Below are 17674 nucleotides of genomic sequence, written 5' to 3' on the forward strand. Positions count from 1 at the left end.
TTATTCTTAAAGTTATACAATTATTATACAACTAGTGCCGAATACACATCAATATAATGTTTAACGCTCGTTTCCCAGCTAAAATCGAGCTTCATCATATGTTGCCTGATGTGGTGCAGCTTTTCTTTATTGTGGTAGAGCTCGGCAGCCCGCCATACCGCATGCGTAACATCGGGTATACTGGTATGATTGTAACAGATGCCGTAGCCGTTCACATCACCAAAGTCAACAACGGTATCTTTCAATCCGCCGGTGCGGCGTACCATCGGCACGGTGCCATACCGCATCGAATACATCTGGTTCAGTCCGCAGGGTTCTACCCGAGATGGCATCAACAAAAAATCAAGCCCGGCATACATGGTATGACTTAACCCTTCATTATAACCGATAAATACATTGTAATCGTATTGCGATAATGGTTTTAGCGCCGAGAGACCGGCTTCTACTTCGGGGAACCCGCTTCCCAATACGAGGAAATTCATCCGCCGGCCTATAAAATAGAAGGAGTCGCTGATAACCTGTGGTAACAGATCGGCGCCTTTTTCGCCAACCAGGCGGCCAATAAAACCTATGAGGGGTTTATCGAAATCGAGATTGAACTGATCGCACAGCAGCATTTTATTTTTTGCCTTGCCGGCTTCCAGTTCGCCAATCGAATAATGGTGTTGCAGATATTCATCTTTGTTCGGGTCCCATACATGGTCGTCGATCCCATTCAGGATACCCACGCATTTTCCTTTTTCATACTCGAACAGTGGTTCCAGTCCGTTGCTCATCCATCTGAGCTCATCGAGGTAACTTGGGCTTACCGTGGTAACCCTGTCGGCGCATTTGATGGCGCTGGCCAGCGGGTTGATGGTATTGTTCCAGTCGAGCATCCCCCATTTCCACATATCCCATTGAGGTATCAGAATGCTGCGGTTCCAGCCCATCCAGCCCTGATATTGGGCGTTATGAATGGTGAGCACCGTTTTTACGTGCGAAAGCCCCCGGTACCTGAGGCAATGTTTTACCATAAAAGGTATAAGGCCGGTATGGTGGTCGTGCACATGAATGATGTCGGGCTTTTTTGCCCACGAGCTCAGCCAGTCGAGCACACAGATCTGAAAAGCGGTAAAACGTTCATTGTCGTCGCTGTAGCCGTATACTTTTTCGCGGTCGAGCAAACCGTTCACATCAACCAGGTACAGTTCAAAACCCAGTTTGTCGGTCTTTTCCTTGATAATGGTGAATTCGAACCACCAGTTGCCCATATTGGTGGTGCTTTTATGTACTACCGCCCACTCATTGGCATATAGGAATTTGGTGCGGTACATTGGCATTACCACTTTGGCTGTATGGCCAAGCTGGTTCATGTATTTTGGCAGGGCCCCTACAACATCTCCCAACCCGCCTGCCTTAGCTACAGGGTAACATTCCGCGCTTACGTGTAATATGTCCATTCTTGTTGTTCAGGTTAAAAGTAAAAAGGAAATGTGTGTTCAATATAGGAAGGATTTTGATTTTATGGCGCAACTATGAAAAAAATGATTACAAAAGAGATTGTATATGTCACGTTACCATGACAGGTTGCTGGTTCGGGCATATAAAATTTCATGCCGCATGTTGCTAAAGCGGTATCTTGGCAGATGTAACGAAAAAGGTATATGTAACAGTCGTAGCCGGCAATGGCAAAAATCTTATTACTTTTAAAAAATCTTTAGACTAAAACCAACCACTCAATGAGTCAACAAACAAAATGGTCGCAATTTGCTGTTCTTATTTCTGTTTTCTTTTTTTGGGGTTTTGTTGCGGCCAGCAACGATATCCTGATCCCGGTTTTTCAGGAAAAGCTTAATCTGAAACCATGGCAATCACAAATGATTGTTTTTGCTTTTTATGTAGCGTATACTGTTGGTTCTGTCATTTATAACCTCATCAGTAAAAGTACAGGGGGCGATATTTTAAACAAAATCGGCTATAAGAACGGTATTGCACTGGGCCTGGTGATCTCGGCCCTGGGTACCCTGTTGTTCTATCCTGCGGCGGAAACCCAGTCGTTTATTATCATGATCACAGGTTTATTCATTGTTGGACTTGGTTTTTCCCTTCAACAAACGGCCGCCAACCCACTGGCCATTAATATGGGCGACCCCAAAACCGGTTCACAGCGGTTAAGCCTGGCTGGGGGTATCAATAACTTCGGTACTACCCTGGGCCCGGTGATCGTAAGCCTTGCTATTTTTGGATCGGTTACCGGTGCAAAGCAGGTGGCTGATATCGGTGCGGTAAAAGTGCCCTACCTTATATTGGGCGCAGCGTTCATTCTGGTAGCCATCATTTTCAAATTCTCGCCCATTCCCAACAAGATAGAACACGCAGATGAAGCCAGCAAAGTGGCTACGCCTACTGATGTTGCCGCTCCCATGGCCGCCGTAAAACGTAGCGCGTTGAACTATTCACAGCTTTGGCTGGGGATGATCGGCATTTTTGTATATGTGGGTGTGGAAGTAGCAACCGCCAGCAATCTGCCGCTTTTTATGAAAGAACATCTTGTAATGTCCGACGGTCTTCCTTTCCCAACCGAAAATATTGCACCGTATGTTTCTTTATACTGGGCCAGCCTGATGATGGGCCGCTGGACATCTTCCATTGGCGCCTTCGGCATTCCGAAATCAGTAAAAGAAGTTTTACGTTTCGTTATGCCTTACCTGGCATTTGGCGTTTTTCTGCTCATCAATAAGATTGCCAATCATGACATTACACCGTTTTATGTATATGCGATCGTGATCGTGGGACTGATCATCGGCGATTTGCTGAGCCGCGGAAATCCCGCCCGCCAGCTGCTGATCTTTTCTTTATGTGGCATCACGGCCCTGCTCATAGGAATGCTGGCAGATGGAATGGTAAGCGTTTTTGCCTTCATCAGTGTGGGTTTGTTTTGCTCTACCCTGTGGCCGTGTATTTTTACTTTGGCCATAGCAGGTTTGGGCCGCTTTACTAACCAGGGCGCCAGCTTCCTGATCATGATGATCATGGGCGGCGGTATTATTAGCACTTTGCAGGGATTGCTGGCCGACGAAAAGGCCCTTGGAATTCAGGCTTCATTCATTATGGGTGTACTTTGTTTTGCGTACCTGGCATTTTACGCGGTTCGCGCCAAAGCAATTTTAAAGACCCAAGGCATTGATTATGACAAACTAGAGAGCGCTGGTGGTCATTAATACACAAATAGATGGTATCTTCACGCCGCAAAACGGTTCCCGCGTTGGCGCGGGAGGCCGTTTATGACTGAAACTAAGAAACAGAAAATAGCAATGAGACAACAAGAGTATGCCATTGGAATTGATATTGGCGGAACCAATACCGTTTTTGGGATCGTAGATCACCGGGGAGATATTTCGTACCGGGGGGCCATTTCAACCCGCAAACACAAAGATGTGGCGGATTATATTGAAGAACTGGCCGGCGCGCTGGCACCTGCCATCGACCAGGTTGGCGGCATCAACGGTATCCGTGGTATTGGTATTGGCGCACCCAATGGAAATTACTATAAAGGCACTATTGAATATGCGCCCAATTTACCCTGGAAAGGCCTTATCCCTTTGCAGCAGCTCATGAACGAAAAATTCGGGGTTCCCTGCTCGCTCACCAATGACGCCAATGCGGCGGCGGTGGGTGAAATGATGTATGGTGTGGCCCGTGGCATGCGCGATTTTATAATGATCACCCTGGGTACCGGCGTAGGCAGCGGTATCGTGGCAAACGGTCAGCTTATTTATGGTCACGATGGTTTTGCCGGTGAACTGGGGCATACCACCATTATCCCCGGCGGCCGTTTACATAAAGGCACCGGCTTACGCGGCTCGCTTGAATCCTATGCTTCGGCTACCGGCGTTGCGTTGACCGCTCTCGAGTTCCTCGACCGCGATCCCAAACGCGACAGCCTGTTGCGGAACTTTGCCAAAGAAGAGATCGATAGCCGCATCGTATACGATTGCGCCATCCAGGGCGATGAAATTGCCAAAGAAGTGTATGAGTTTACCGGTGAGGTACTTGGGCTTTCATTAGCCAATTTCGTCATGTTCTCCTCACCAGAGGCCATCATTTTATTTGGTGGTATGACGAAGGCCGGCGACCTCATCCTGAAGCCTACCCGCGAGCATATGGAGAAGAACCTGCTCCCTATTTTCCAGAACAAAGTACAGCTGTTGTTCTCCGAGCTGCGCGAAGCAGATGCAGCGATCCTCGGCGCAAGCGCGCTGGTGTGGGAAGCGAAGACGGATAAGGTTGTTTAGAATGTAGAATAACGAATGTAGAATATTGAATGTCGAAGTGAATACAGTTTTATATTTCTGTATTTACTTCGACATTCTACATTTAATATTGGGCGTTCGATATTATTTCTTCTTCTTGGGCTGTTTTCTTGTAACGATAAACACACTTGCCACCGGCCGCTGGTCTTTTTCTGAAGGAACTATCGTTTCCTTTCCATTTACCAGCATACAACTGCTGCTGCCGCCATCGAGGTTGATGGCTTCCACACAACCAAGATCAACCAGCATTTTCGCCTCTTCTTCCAACGTGGCGCCTTCGGCAATACCGGGCGCACGGCCCTGTATCACCAGTATGATCAACCGGTTATTACGGGTATAACCGATAGCCGTTCGCGGATGCCGGTCATTTCTTTCAAAGGCATACAATTGTTCTTCGCGGTTGGTGATCATTACCGCCCCTTCCTGCACCAATACCGGACCGCCGCCTATGGCGGTATGCATCTTCCACCAGTTCCATTGTTCAATGGTACGCAGATCGGCAAAAGAAGGATCGGGATTGCTGCCTTTGGCTATAATAGGATGTGATTGAAATGCGTATGGCCATCGTTTGGCCGTATCGGTAAACAACCAGGCAACATCGGCGCGGCGTTTTTTCGAAATGCCGAATGCACCGCGGGTAGCATAATAAAAGGAATCACTGAACAGGCTTTTCAGGGCCGGAATATTATACGCAACCATTTTTCCCTCCCTGATGATCACGTTCAGGTTTTGATTGGTTTGAAAAGAAAAATACCCGCCATTTATAACGATATACGGGTTACCTTCTCTGGAATAATATTCTGATGGTGTATAACTGTTACCCCCGCCCGTTTGCGCGGTGAACTCGAGTTTCTTATCTTTTAATTTTATCTGGGCGCACCAGGCTTTGAAAGGGCGGCCGTTCAGAGAATCGGAGGTTTTGAATATACGGATGGAAGCCGGAAGATCGTTGAATTCGCTGGTTGCTTTTACCCAGCGCAGCTGGCTAAAAACGATTGAAGGTAATAAAAGGCAAAACAATATCGAAAGTCGAGTGTTCAATGTAAAATGTCGAAGTTGAAATACAGGCAATTTAGGACTTTATTGTATTTCTACTTCGACATTCAAAATTCATTATTTGATATTCGACATTTCTTTTTGCTTCAACCATTGTTCTTTGCCGTAACCCGGTATTACATGGCGTTCGCTGTGGTAGGAAGAACGAACGAGCGGACCGCTTTCTACATAATCAAGCCCCATATTGTAGCCGGCTTCGCGGTATTCGGCAAATTCATCGGGATGTACAAACCGTACAACCGGTAAATGCTTTTTGGTGGGTTGCAGGTACTGGCCAATTGTAATAACGTCTACCCCGCTGTTGGCCAGGTCGCGGATCGTTTGCAGTACTTCTTCTTTTGTTTCACCCAAACCGAGCATGATACCGCTTTTGGTACGCATACCACCTTCTTTCAGCATCTTCAGCACTTCCATGCTGCGGCGGTATTTGGCCTGAATACGTACCTGGCGGGTAAGGCGCTCAACGGTTTCTATATTGTGCGATACTACTTCAGGCGCTGCGTCGATAACACGTTGTACATCTTCGGCCCTGCCTTTGAAGTCGGGGATCAGCGTTTCGAGCGTAGTATCGGGATTTAATGCTTTTACGGCTTTGATGGTATTGTGCCAGATGATGCTGCCGCCGTCTTTCAGTTCGTCGCGGTCAACAGAGGTGAGTACGGCGTGTTTCACCTTCATGAGGTGAATGGCTTCCGCCACGCGTTGCGGTTCGTCCCAATCAACGGCTTCGGGCCGGCCGGTGGCCACCGCGCAGAAACCGCAGCTTCGGGTGCACACATTACCAAGGATCATAAATGTTGCCGTGCCTTCGCCCCAGCATTCGCCCATATTCGGACAATTGCCGCTTTCACAAATGGTGTGGAGTTTATGTTGGTCAACCAGGTTGCGTACGTGCCGGTAGTTTTCACCGGTGGGTAATTTTACGCGCAGCCAGTTGGGCTTCTTTACTACGGAAGTTGATTCATTTACACTACTGATAACGGGTAATTCCTGCATATGTCAAATATATTCTGATTAAACCTTTGGGTGTTCCCTAACCAGGTATTATAACATCCCAAAACCCAAAAGGTTGCTGACGCTGATATAACAAATTGATATTTAGTAACCTACTGGACTAGTGTTGACTATTAGCGTACAAAAATAAAGAAAAATGAGGGAATAAGGTAGATATAGGCAACGAGGCAACGAGGAATAGCGACAGGCTTCGGGTTACGCGTATACAGGTAAAAGTTGAAAGGCGAAAACAGCATACAGCTTAAAGCCGAAAGCCGGAAGGCGGGAGCGAAATACGGAATTTAGCCTACAGGGAAAGCTAATATTGGCTGAAAGCTAATGCGGGGACTTTATTGGCTTTAGGGGCTTTTGCCTTTCGGCCGGGGCCCCAAAATAAAAAGTGAGCCCCCTTTTAAAGAGAAGCTCACTTTAGTATTTAAACTCGTTGCCTTTATGCCTCGTTGCCTTTTTCTTCTAATTCTTTCGCCGCCCCAGCAGCAAAGATATATATGCGTTGAAGAAAAAGCTTTTTTCGGGGTTATAGGTCATCTGCGCCACTTTTCCGAAATAGTATTCGGCATTTAATCCCACCTCGATAGCCGAAACGGTTTCATTGAACCGGCCATAGTCGAACCGCAGCGCACCCTTGGCCGAAAGACCGAATTTCGGCTGCACCTTGTCCCACCCTACAGTAAAACCTGAAGCGCCCTGCTCGATATAGCCGCTATCGATAATCGTGGGATAGGTTTTGCGGTACCGTTGCTGGGCATTGTCTATAACGTCAACAAAATAGGGTTTTTGCAATCCAACAGCAAGCCCGCCGGTATACACGGCCATAACCGCTACCCCGTTCTTGTTGCCTTTACCGCCGATGATGCGTTGCTGGCCGGCGTTCAGCTTTACCTGGTAGAAGTTGTTCAGTTTACCGTAAATAACGCTGTTGAAATTAAACCCGTTCAGGAGTGAAGTGCGTTTTTCTTTCTTATGCTTTTTCTCATTGATCTCTATCTGAAAGATATTTGCCACCCGGGCGCTTTTGAACCGCCCGATCTCATAAGAAAGCCCATAGCCGTCGGTATTTAATTTTATTCCGAAAGCGCTTTGTTTACTAAAAATGATCTCTCCTTCTTCCTCCTGCTTAAGCAGGTTATTGATCCTTTCACGTTTCGCGGCCTGTCTGTCTTTTTTTGCTGTCGGTGATTTGGGAGTTGGATTATCCTGCGCCCGCAAATTGGATGCAAGCATACCAGCCAAAAGGAACAAAACTAATTTCTTCACTGGCTATGATTTGATTATTAAACGTAAATTTAAGGTAAAAATATACATAATGACCTCAACAGTAGTTTACGAAGGAAATCTGAGAACGGTTTGTACCCATTTAAAATCCGGATCCGTTATTGAAACCGATGCGCCGCTGGATAACCAGGGGCTGGCTGAGCGGTTTTCGCCCACCGATATGGTGGCAACTGCGCTAGGAACCTGTATGCTAACAATTATGGGTATCAAAGCCCGTGATATGAACCTCGATATAAAAGGCATTAAGATCGATGTGGAGAAGATCATGAAGGCCGATCCTCGCCGTATTGGTGGTATAAATTTAACATTTCATTTTCCCGATTCCCTGCGGGTCGACGAAAAACAAAAGACCATACTGGAACGTGCAGCCCAAACCTGCCCTGTTATGTACAGCATTCATCCCGATATTGAAGTGAACATAGTCTTCAATTGGCAACTGGCAGTAAGCAATGGACAATAGGCCGGTTGTAGTTCTATTCGAATTTAATATTATTTGCATATTGCCTGTTGTCTGTTGCAGTCAGGCAGAGGGCCGATAGGGATCTATCGGCTTTTTTTTATACGTAACACAACCTTTTGTATTCTATTTGCTTCTATTTCCTTTTAAATTGCTATTGGTCTCAAACGTCCATGGCAAATTTTCTTTATGCCCCTCTGGGCAATGAAAATTTTGCCCTGGCTTGCCGGGGGTAAGTTGTCGTCCGAACGGGTCATCCGGGCGGACATCCGGCCAAAACCAAATAAATATTTTTCAGATGAAAAAATGGTCATCGCTCCTTTTCTTCAGTTTATTTTTCATTGCCGCTCATGCTGCGATCCGTTTGCCCGCTGTTATCAGCAGTAACATGGTACTGCAACAACAGTCAACCGTAAAATTATGGGGCTGGTGCAGTCCCTGGGAAAAGATCGCCATTACCACTTCCTGGAATAACAAAACCGATTCGTTAAAAGGTACCCGCGATGCCAACTGGGTGCATTCCATTCAAACGCCGGCTGCCGGCGGTCCGTTCACCATCACTATCTGGGGCAGCAATACAGCTGCGCCTGTTGTGCTGGAAAATGTACTGATAGGTGAAGTGTGGGTTTGTTCGGGACAAAGCAATATGGAATGGAATTATTATAACAAACTGCCCGATATTGCCGCCGAATTACCTACCTGCTACAATAAGAATATCCGTTTCTTTCATATTCCCAAAACAACGGCCGTAACGCCGCAGGACGATTGTGCCGCCAAATGGACCATCTGCGATTCAAATACGCTCAAGTTCTTCAGCGCCGTTGGTTATTTCTTTGGAAAAAAGCTGAACCAGGACCTGAATGTGCCTGTTGGCCTGGTGAATTCAAGCTGGGGTGGAACGCCCGCCGAGGTTTGGACTCCCGAAGCAAAGGTGAACAACGATGCGGAGCTGAAAGCCAGTGCCGCCAAACTAAAGCCTGATGCCCGCTGGCCACTTACACCAGGGTATACCTACAATGCCATGATCGCTCCTATTATTAATTATGGCATTGCCGGCGCCATCTGGTACCAGGGCGAAAGCAATGTTGAAATGTATGATACCTACACGAAGTTGTTTACAACCATGATCGATAGTTGGCGTAAGGCATGGAACAAAGAGTTTCCTTTTTACTATGTACAGATCGCACCTTACCGGTATGGTGTTCCGTTGACCGGCGCCCTGTTGCGCGAAGCGCAAACAAAGGCCATGAGCCACCCGAATACCGGCATGGTGGTTATTACCGACCTGGTGGCCGATACCGGTAATATTCACCCGACCAACAAACATGATGTGGGCGCCCGCCTCGCCAACTGGGCCCTGCACGATACCTATAAAAAAGAAGGAATTGTGTATAAAAGTCCCATGTATAAAAGCATGGAAGTAAAAAAAGGCAAAGCATATCTCAGTTTCGATAATGCGCCAGCCGGTTTAATGGCGAAGGGAAAAAAGGTAACCGAGGTATATGTGGCCGGCAGCGATAAACAGTTTTATCCCGCAGAGGCGAAGATCGAGAACAACCAGCTGGTGGTTTTCAGTAAACAGGTGAAAGAGCCCGTTGCCGTCCGGTATGGATTTACCAATACCGCTGTAGGAAACTTGTTCGGAAAAGAAGGATTACCGGTAAACCCGTTCAGGACAGACAATTGGTAGATACCGTTTGGGGTTTGGGTTTGTTGTTAATTGCCGGATTTATTAGAATACCTAATAAATCCGGCAATTATAATTTCGGCAGGTGGCTGCAATTAATTCGAAACGTGAGAATGCGAAGCAACCACAAACCATCAACTTTCGGGTGGATGCCTTTAATTAGCAACTTCGACTTGCGAAGCAACCACAAACCACAAACTAATAAATCCTTCCTCTTCCCTCGGCGGTTTTGATCAATTCTTCGGCAAGGGTGTCATCAAACACTTCGGCCTTGTTGGCCAACACTTCCCTGAGAATATCGTGAATGGTGATAATTCCCATAAACTTTTTGTCATCGATGGCTACCAGGTAGCGGGCTTTGCTCCTTATCATCAGGATCATACAATGCTCCACCGTTTCCTCGGGGCCTACCACCGGTAAATCGGTGGTCATAACTTCGTGTACATGGGCTTCCCTGCTACTGCGGCCTTTTAAAACTACATTCCGGCTGTAATCCTTTTCCGAAAAAACGCCGCTGTACCTGTCACCGTCCATTACTATCAGGTAACTCAGGTTTACCTGTTCAAGCAGATGCAATGCATCGATCACCAGCGCTCCTGGCTGTATGATGTTCTCCGGACGTGGTTTGCTGGCAATAAGGTCGTCTACCGTTCTCATGAAATGAACATTTGTTTAAAGTTCGTATTTTATTCTATTCGAATAATGATTAAAATCATATGCCAGACGACATATGGGGGATAAATTTATCACATAATTATTGCGAGCTTTCATGAACTGTCCTGCTGCGGCAAAAAACGGCATGGGTGAAATATGGGTTCCGCTGGCCGGAGTGAACGGAAACGCCTATTTTCGCAGCAACCATAAACGTAGTATCTATGAATATTCAGGAGCAATTTGACCAGGCTGTGGCCCGTAGTAAAACCCTCAGCGAAAAGCCGGGCAACGATGTGCTGCTGCAATTATACAGTTTGTACAAACAGGCCACCGAAGGCGATGTAAACATCGATCCTCCTTCCAATATGTTCGATTTTGTGGCAAAAGCCAAGTATAATGCCTGGGAGTCGTTAAAAGGAAAGACTAAAGAGAGTGCGATGATGGATTATGTGGAATTGGTTCAAAAACTGAAGTAAGTTGCTCAGTTAGTGAGTTCGAAATTAACTAAATATTCTATTTATTTTCAAACTGAACAACTGAACAACTGAACAACTAAAATGCTGAAGCAAACTTTCCTTTACCGGGTATGGCATCATAATAAGAAGTTGTTTTATATTATGACCACTTTCGCTGTGCTTACCATCGCCACCAACCTGGCCGGTGACCAGGTAACGCCTTTTTTTGTGTGGGGCATGTATTCGGCGAAGGAAGAACCGGTTCAGCAGTATAGCATATTGCAAACGGTCGTCAACGATAGCATATTGGTGAACCCCTACGAACTACCGGTTTCCGATACGCGGTTCTATCTTACTTCTCCCCTTTCTTATTACAAAAAAATAAAGGATAATAATAATACAGATCCTACTGTGTCTTTTCTGCAGTCAAAGCTGAACTGGCATGTTGAAAACAATAAAATGTTGAAAAACCTGTTTAACGCCGGGCCGCAGCGCGATTCCTTTTTTACCTGGTATGCCCGCTACCTTTCACAGGTTACGCATCTGCCAGTTCATTCCATACGAGTAGATGACATAAAAGCGCATTATTCCGGATCAAAATTAATTGTAGACTCCACTCACCTGTTCGATCGATGGGAAAAGCCATAGCACATATAATTTTTTACACGCCCTGGGAAAGAAAACGCATTGCGCGGCTGGTATTTGCATTAACGCTGGCCTCGCTGGTATGGTCGTTCTTTTCAAACACCCTGCTGCACCAGTTGCAGCGGCCTGTTATCAAATATCCGTACGTAGATCTCTCTTACTGGGTAATGCATTTTTTACACCTGCCCGAGATCATAACAGGCAGTTTCTGGCTGGCCTGTTTGTTCGATCTGGCGCTTTTTGCGTTTTGTATTTTGTGTTATGTGTATCCCGAAAAACGGTGGTGCATCTGGTCGTTTATCGCGCTGTACTTTGTATATTTTATTACGTTCAACACGTTTGGCGCTCATCATACCAATCACAAGATCGGGTTCCTGCTTATCGCCATTCCATTTACGGTGTCGAATTACAAATCATTTAATTATCTGTGGCAGGGACTGCGGTATTTTCTGGTATTTGCTTATACCGATGCGTTTTTATGGAAGTTCTTTCGCCTCTCATGGCTGCATCCCAACCAGGGTATGCTGATTGTGAAAAAGAACCAGGCCGCCTATTTGTACCTGGAACCCGATACCATGCTGGCGGGTTTGTACCGCTGGCTGTTACTGCAACCGGCCCTGGTGAATGGCGCTTATATTGCCGGGGTAATAATGGAGGGATTGTTCATCATCGGGTTCTTTACCCGCAAATACGATAAGTTCTTACTGATACTGTCCATACTGATGCCTGTCGGTTTCTGGTTCACTGCCGATGCCTACTTTTTTGAGCTTCTCATTCTCAGTTTAACGCTGGTGAATTTTCACGCCATTTATGCCCCGCGCCGTTTTTCGAATAATCTGAAAAGAGGTGCGCTCACCCCTGTATAACGTTTGGCATAGATGGCCAGTAAAATATTGTAAACTGCATTGCTGAAAAGCATGGCCAGCGCTGCGCCGGTAATCCCCTGCATAGGTATTAAGATACTGCTTAAAACAGTTAAAAGAATAACATATACCAACAGGGCAATAGCCGATACTTTTTCCCGGCCCTGCATCATGAGTATCGTATTGGCTGGCCCGAAGATCGCGAACAACGCGTTGGAGATGCTCATATACACAAGTGCGGTATAACCTTCAGTAAATGCTTCGCCAAAATAACCCAACAACCACGGACCGGCCGCCAGGTTCAATAATAATAGTGGTAATGAGGTGATCAGGATGATCCAGGTGCTTTCGGTATACAGTTTTTGATTGTATAACCGGTCTGCCTCGTGGTGCCTGGCAAACAACTGGGGCAGCACCGCATGTAATAAAAAGAACGGGTAAATGATGAGGTCTGAAAACCGCGCAGCAATATTGAAAACGCCGATATGTTTTTCTTCGGTAAAATACGGCATTATCAACATGCCGATCTTGGAAGTAAGCAGTTGCAGCAGGCTGATGGTTAAAAAATAAAAGGTTTGTTTCGATATGCCTTGTCCCCTGTACCGTTCCGTGCCTTTTCTGAAAAAGGGTTTTGTTTTTTTGAACACGATGTAACCCAACACCAGCGTACAAATGGCCAGGTTTACCACGGCTATCAGTATGAGCCGGCGGGCATCGATATTAAACGAAAGCATGCCTGCTGCGCAAATGAAAACGATAAACAAAAATGGTTTTAATAACCGTTCTATTACCTGGCTCAGCCTGATATGGTTCAGTGCCTGTAAAACCATTTGGTTAACGCTCAGGAATGCCGACAAATAAATTGCCAGTGACGCTATCAGGAATTCATAGCGGTATTCGCTGAGTTTGTTGATGGGGAAAATATAAATAAGCAGTAGGAAGAATACGCTGATGGCAATACCACCAATGGCTGCCCGTACATTGGCATGTCGTATTACCGCCCCGGTTTGCAACAGGTTGTTCTGCGCAATGTATTTCGGCACACGGCTTAATACTATATCTTCCTGTCCGTTTGCCGCCAGTATGGTTAAAATGCTGATCCAGTTGAACACGTGTACATACACACCATATTTTTGCGGGCCGAAGAATTTCACCAGTAAAAAATTGCCGGCAAACACCAGCACCATGGAAATACCCTGGATGACGAACGAGTGAATGATGCCTTTTACAAGCCGGTTGCGGTCTGCCTGTTGCAGATCGGTTTTCAGCATTTTCTCATAAATGGTCTGTATCAGGCTCATGCAGTATCGATGGCGTTATAAGGTGGCGTGAATATCAACCCAAAAGATCAGTTGCCTGGTTACATTCACCCCGGTCATTTTACCAGTAACTATGGCCAGGTTAAACTTTCTTTCCAGTTCTTTTGCCAGCTGCGGACTGGCTTCCACGGCTACTTCGCGATAGCCCGGTTGCAGATACCAGCCGGAATCATCACCCTTGTGCGCACCAAAATCATAGATCAGATCTGTGTGTGTCATTAGCCGATTGGTATTTAAACCCCGCAAATATATTGTTTGCCTGCTGTAAATTCATCCTCAAAATACTGCGAAAGGTTCGTTTTATTAGGCATTTTTAGCCAAATTCGCGGTCTGTAAACAAGGCATTATGAAAACAGGCATATTTGAAATGGAACATTTTGAAGGCGCTTACCCGGTGATTCAGCTGTTTGACATGCCTGGCAGCCAACTGGTGATCTTTACCGATGCCGATACGTATCAGCGCTTTGCCGATCTGTTCAAACAGCATATGGACCGCTTTCAATGGGAAGTGCTTGACAATACCCGCGGCAAATGGCGTTTCTTCAACCAGCTTTATAAAGCGGCCAAAAAACATAGACTGGATATTTTCTATTTGAATACTATAAGCGATAATCATTTGTTCTATGCATGGGTTATAGGACTGCTGCGCATTGCCCGGGTAGTGATCACCGTACATGATATAAACTGCATGTTCAAAAGCAGCTGGTCGTGGAGAATAAGACCGCTGTTCCATCACATGGGAAAAAAAGCCATTATAAAACGGGTGAAGGAATTCAATGTGGTATCTGATACCATGGTTGATTATTTACGCGAAACCACCGGTAGACAAAAACTAGTGCATAATATCCCCGGCGCCGTGTTTGAAAGTGAACAGGTATCGCTGACAATAGCAGACCATATTCACCTCGTGGTTCCCGGCTCGCTCGATAAAAAGCGGCGCGATTACCACCAGGTATTTGCCTTGCTGAAAGCGGCGGAGGCAAAACAACTGCCCTTGCATATTACGTTGCTGGGCGGTTATATGGACGAGTACGGCAAAGCGATCATTGAACAGGCAAGATCGCTTTCATTGAAATATACGCGGGTTACGGTATACGATACCCGCCTTGTTCACCAGGATGAATTCGATAAACAGCTGAATGCGGCCCATTTTGTTTTCATTCCTTCCGTTATCGATACAGCTATTTGTTTTTCCATTCCCGAAGTATATGGCCTTACGAAATCTTCGGGGAATATGTTCGATGTAATAAAACATGCGCGCCCATTCATTACCCCGCAGGCATTGTGTATTTCGGCTACCCTCGGTAGTAGTTGTTACCGCTATACTTCCATCGATCAGTTGACAGAATTCCTGCAAGAGTTATTTCAAAAGAAAAAAGAATATGTTTCATGGCAGCAGCGGGCGCTGGCAAATTCAAAAGAATACACCATTGCCAAAGTGCGCAGCCGTAATCCTACGCTTTTTGCAGCGGGCTAATGCCACTATGCTGAAGGAATATGTTGAATACTTCATTGGGAGCAACAGAATCGATTACAGCCTGTGAAAAGCTGGTCTTGTAAAACGCCTGGTGTAACAACGGGCTAACCACTTTTTTCAGTGTGCCGTAATCATGGATCTCGGCCGCACTGGTACAATTAAATATGGCGATGGATGGAATGTGGTAGGCTATGGCCACATGCATGGCGAGGGTATCGCCCGAAATAAGAAAACTGCAGCTGGCGATATCATCGAGGTATTCGGTGATGCTGTCGCGTTGTTCAAGTAGTTTTATAGTGTAACCAAGGGCCTGCAGTTTTGTTATCAATGCCGGGTAACCGCTCCAGCCTTTATTGGGCCAGCGTGCTCCTACCCTTGTTTCAATACCAATAACCTTTGGTACAGGTCTTATATGATTATTCCGGTATATACAATATTGCTCACCGTTGAATGGCAAATTGAACATGCTTAGCACCAGTTGCTGAAAGGTGGCCGTGTTGCGTCTTTTGGCTTCGTTGGCGCAGGATGCGCCCAATGATGAAACCAGGCTCATGTCATACCATGGGGCTGAATCGGGAGTATAAGTGAGCTTTTTATTTTCCAGGCTGATGCCGGTTAATTTCTTAGTGGGAACTCTGCTCGCAAGCAAAGCGCACGCAGCATCTTCTTCAAGCGAAATCGTATGATCAAAAATTTCGTGCTGTAAAGTAGTCAAGGCATTATCCAGGGTAACAACGCGATGGAGATTAGGATGCCTGGCAGGCAAAATGCCCTGATACCTGCTGTCGATAACCCAGGTTACGGAGCCCTGCAGCGCATTCAATAGTACGGTTGTACGAACAACGTCACCTGCTGCTCCGGTTTTTATAAGCAGAATTTTTGTCATCTCGGGCGTAAATGTACACTTCCAATTTTAATTGGCTAAACATATATGACAAAAAATAATGACAATCAATGCCGGGTCACATGATGACCTCTATCATTTTGTTACCGCCGCCATTGAAACATTAAGCTGGGAAAGTTCGTGTTGTGGAATGTCTTCTTCCATTTTTCTGAAGATGATCTCATCTTCAAAATGGCTGTGCTGGTCTACCAGTTTTATGAATGCTTTGTAGAGGTAATAATCCTCATCGTTGCGACTGAGGCGTTCGGCCAGCAACCGGATGGTATCATGTTCGCGCTTCAAAACATTGATGTAATTGTAGCTGAACTGATGCTTCTGCAAAAAAGGAAATAATATCGCCTCTTCTGCATCCACATGCTTTTGCAGCTCGTTTTTCCAAAATTGAACGATGCGCTGCCTGATGGTTGATTTATCGCGCTGCTGTTGGATGTCTCGTAAGAACTCACGGCATTTAAGCCTGTCTTCCTTATGTTGCCAGGATAGTACCTGTAAAGACCTTGAATGTTCCATATAGCAATTCCTCCCCTATCAGTTAAACAATAATCAAACCAGTAGTAAATAATGGGGAAAAGTCGGGGTTTGATTGAATGTTTAACTTATGTTAAAATAGTGGGAATCGGCAATCGGCAATCGTAAATCGGCTCGAATTCGGGCGGCGCAAGGTCGTAAATAAATCTCAAATTTCACGAGCCCTTTCACTGCCTGCCCCGATGAAGTGGGGGTTTCACGTTTGCCGATTCACTGCCATAAAAGCAAAAGCCCCGGATGTACCAGGGCTTTGCTATATGATCAAATTACTTCAAACTATTAATTATAGTAATAAACTCTCCCGCATTAAGGGACGCTCCACCTACCAGCCCGCCGTCAACATCGGGTTGAGAGAACAGTTCTTTGGCATTATTTGCTTTTACGCTTCCGCCGTACAGGATAGAAATTTCGGCGGCTACCGCTTCGCCGTATTGTTTGGCAAGAACGCTGCGCAGGTAAGCATGCATTTCCTGGGCCTGGTCAGACGTGGCCGTTTTACCGGTGCCAATGGCCCAAATGGGTTCATAGGCGATCACGATGCGTTTGATATCTTTTTCTGATAAATGGAACAGCGATTCTTTCAATTGCGTTTCAACATAACTGTTTTGTGTGCCGGCCTCCCGAATGTTAAGCGGTTCGCCACAGCAAAAAATGGGCGTTATATCGTATTGCAGGCAGAGGTCGGTTTTCTCAGCCAGCATTTTGTTCGATTCCTGAAAGTATTCGCGGCGCTCGCTATGACCCAGTACGCAAAAAGGTATGCCGATCGATTGCAGCATTTCAACAGAAACCTCACCGGTATAAGCGCCGGATTTTTTATTATAGCAGTTCTGGGCAGCAACAAAGTAGTTGTTCTCATTTTCAGTTTCGCTTTTTGCCATGATCAGGTACGGGAACGGAACAGCAAAAATGGTTTGCTGATGGTCTTTCAATGCAATGCTGGCTGAAAGGATCTCATCGAGTAACTGTTCACCCGCCTGATAGGTACAATTCATCTTCCAGTTAGCCGCAGCAATTTGTTTGCGCATAAGAAATCGTCTTTTTT

General features: G+C 46.0%; 18 protein-coding genes. 8 read left to right on the forward strand and 10 right to left on the reverse strand.

The window, feature by feature from the left end; genetic code table 11:
* Nucleotides 1–23: 23 nt before the first annotated feature.
* The gene (locus A4R26_RS13925; RefSeq protein WP_081164366.1) at nt 24–1442 is read right to left on the reverse strand and encodes a glycogen synthase; all 1419 of its coding nucleotides are present in this window, start codon (nt 1440–1442) and stop codon (nt 24–26) included.
* Between the two features lie 279 nt (nt 1443–1721).
* Between A4R26_RS13925 and A4R26_RS13930 the strand changes: the two genes are divergently transcribed.
* On the forward strand, nt 1722–3203 hold the full coding sequence (locus tag A4R26_RS13930; RefSeq protein ID WP_081164367.1) for an MFS transporter: 1482 nt from the start codon (nt 1722–1724) through the stop codon (nt 3201–3203).
* A gap of 93 nt (nt 3204–3296) precedes the next feature.
* Nucleotides 3297–4277, forward strand: coding sequence for an ROK family protein (locus A4R26_RS13935; protein WP_081164439.1), 981 nt, complete (start codon nt 3297–3299; stop codon nt 4275–4277).
* Between the two features lie 102 nt (nt 4278–4379).
* Here A4R26_RS13935 and A4R26_RS13940 read toward each other — a convergent pair whose 3' ends face one another.
* From A4R26_RS13940 to A4R26_RS13950, 3 genes are all read right to left on the reverse strand, one after another.
* Nucleotides 4380–5336, reverse strand: coding sequence for a phosphodiester glycosidase family protein (locus tag A4R26_RS13940; RefSeq protein WP_165760265.1), 957 nt, complete (start codon nt 5334–5336; stop codon nt 4380–4382).
* A 72-nt stretch (nt 5337–5408) separates the two neighbouring features.
* Nucleotides 5409–6347 carry a lipoyl synthase gene (gene lipA / locus A4R26_RS13945; RefSeq protein ID WP_081164369.1) on the reverse strand — a complete coding sequence of 313 codons (939 nt, stop codon included), beginning with the start codon at nt 6345–6347 and terminating at the stop codon, nt 5409–5411.
* A 471-nt stretch (nt 6348–6818) separates the two neighbouring features.
* Nucleotides 6819–7622 (reverse strand): hypothetical protein, encoded by an 804-nt coding sequence (locus A4R26_RS13950; RefSeq protein WP_081164370.1) that lies wholly within the window; start codon nt 7620–7622, stop codon nt 6819–6821.
* Between the two features lie 49 nt (nt 7623–7671).
* Here A4R26_RS13950 and A4R26_RS13955 point away from each other — a divergent pair, with 49 nt between their 5' ends.
* Together A4R26_RS13955 and A4R26_RS13960 are read left to right on the forward strand one after the other, a co-directional pair.
* On the forward strand, nt 7672–8100 hold the full coding sequence (locus tag A4R26_RS13955) for an OsmC family protein (RefSeq protein ID WP_081164371.1): 429 nt from the start codon (nt 7672–7674) through the stop codon (nt 8098–8100).
* Nucleotides 8101–8395: 295 nt separating this feature from the next.
* A complete protein-coding gene (locus tag A4R26_RS13960; protein WP_081164372.1) occupies nt 8396–9787 on the forward strand; it encodes a sialate O-acetylesterase in 1392 nt (463 codons plus the stop codon).
* 195 nt (nt 9788–9982) lie between these two features.
* Here A4R26_RS13960 and A4R26_RS13965 read toward each other — a convergent pair whose 3' ends face one another.
* Nucleotides 9983–10441 (reverse strand): CBS domain-containing protein, encoded by a 459-nt coding sequence (locus A4R26_RS13965; protein ID WP_081164373.1) that lies wholly within the window; start codon nt 10439–10441, stop codon nt 9983–9985.
* Nucleotides 10442–10659: 218 nt separating this feature from the next.
* Here A4R26_RS13965 and A4R26_RS13970 point away from each other — a divergent pair, with 218 nt between their 5' ends.
* The 3 genes from A4R26_RS13970 to A4R26_RS13980 all read left to right on the forward strand — a co-directional run bounded on the left by A4R26_RS13970 (nt 10660) and on the right by A4R26_RS13980 (nt 12404).
* Nucleotides 10660–10914: an acyl-CoA-binding protein gene (locus tag A4R26_RS13970; protein WP_081164374.1), complete on the forward strand. Its 255-nt coding sequence runs from the start codon at nt 10660–10662 to the stop codon at nt 10912–10914.
* 81 nt (nt 10915–10995) lie between these two features.
* On the forward strand, nt 10996–11541 hold the full coding sequence (locus tag A4R26_RS13975; RefSeq protein ID WP_081164375.1) for a hypothetical protein: 546 nt from the start codon (nt 10996–10998) through the stop codon (nt 11539–11541).
* Nucleotides 11526–12404 carry a hypothetical protein gene (locus A4R26_RS13980; RefSeq protein ID WP_081164376.1) on the forward strand — a complete coding sequence of 293 codons (879 nt, stop codon included), beginning with the start codon at nt 11526–11528 and terminating at the stop codon, nt 12402–12404. Before A4R26_RS13975 ends, A4R26_RS13980 begins: the two co-directional genes overlap by 16 nt.
* Here the strand turns inward: A4R26_RS13980 and A4R26_RS13985 are convergent.
* Nucleotides 12347–13702: an oligosaccharide flippase family protein gene (locus tag A4R26_RS13985; RefSeq protein WP_081164377.1), complete on the reverse strand. Its 1356-nt coding sequence runs from the start codon at nt 13700–13702 to the stop codon at nt 12347–12349. The genes A4R26_RS13980 and A4R26_RS13985 overlap by 58 nt on opposite strands.
* 15 nt (nt 13703–13717) lie before the next feature.
* Complete coding sequence (locus A4R26_RS13990) at nt 13718–13939, reverse strand: class I SAM-dependent methyltransferase (protein ID WP_081164378.1); 222 nt, start codon at nt 13937–13939, stop codon at nt 13718–13720.
* Nucleotides 13940–14066: 127 nt separating this feature from the next.
* On the opposite strand from A4R26_RS13990, the gene A4R26_RS13995 reads away from it, so the two are divergent.
* Nucleotides 14067–15197, forward strand: a complete 1131-nt coding sequence (locus A4R26_RS13995) for a glycosyltransferase (RefSeq protein WP_081164379.1) — start codon at nt 14067–14069, stop codon at nt 15195–15197.
* On the opposite strand, the gene A4R26_RS14000 is transcribed toward A4R26_RS13995, so the two are convergent.
* The 3 genes from A4R26_RS14000 to tpiA all read right to left on the reverse strand — a co-directional run bounded on the left by A4R26_RS14000 (nt 15175) and on the right by tpiA (nt 17657).
* Nucleotides 15175–16083: a glycosyltransferase family 9 protein gene (locus A4R26_RS14000; RefSeq protein WP_081164380.1), complete on the reverse strand. Its 909-nt coding sequence runs from the start codon at nt 16081–16083 to the stop codon at nt 15175–15177. The genes A4R26_RS13995 and A4R26_RS14000 overlap by 23 nt on opposite strands.
* A gap of 93 nt (nt 16084–16176) precedes the next feature.
* Nucleotides 16177–16611, reverse strand: a complete 435-nt coding sequence (locus A4R26_RS14005) for a hemerythrin domain-containing protein (RefSeq protein WP_081164381.1) — start codon at nt 16609–16611, stop codon at nt 16177–16179.
* A 284-nt stretch (nt 16612–16895) separates the two neighbouring features.
* On the reverse strand, nt 16896–17657 hold the full coding sequence (tpiA, locus tag A4R26_RS14010) for a triose-phosphate isomerase (RefSeq protein WP_081164382.1): 762 nt from the start codon (nt 17655–17657) through the stop codon (nt 16896–16898).
* Nucleotides 17658–17674: the final 17 nt, after the last annotated feature.

It is taken from the genome of Niastella populi, from assembly GCF_002078015.1.
Classification (GTDB): domain Bacteria; phylum Bacteroidota; class Bacteroidia; order Chitinophagales; family Chitinophagaceae; genus Niastella; species Niastella populi.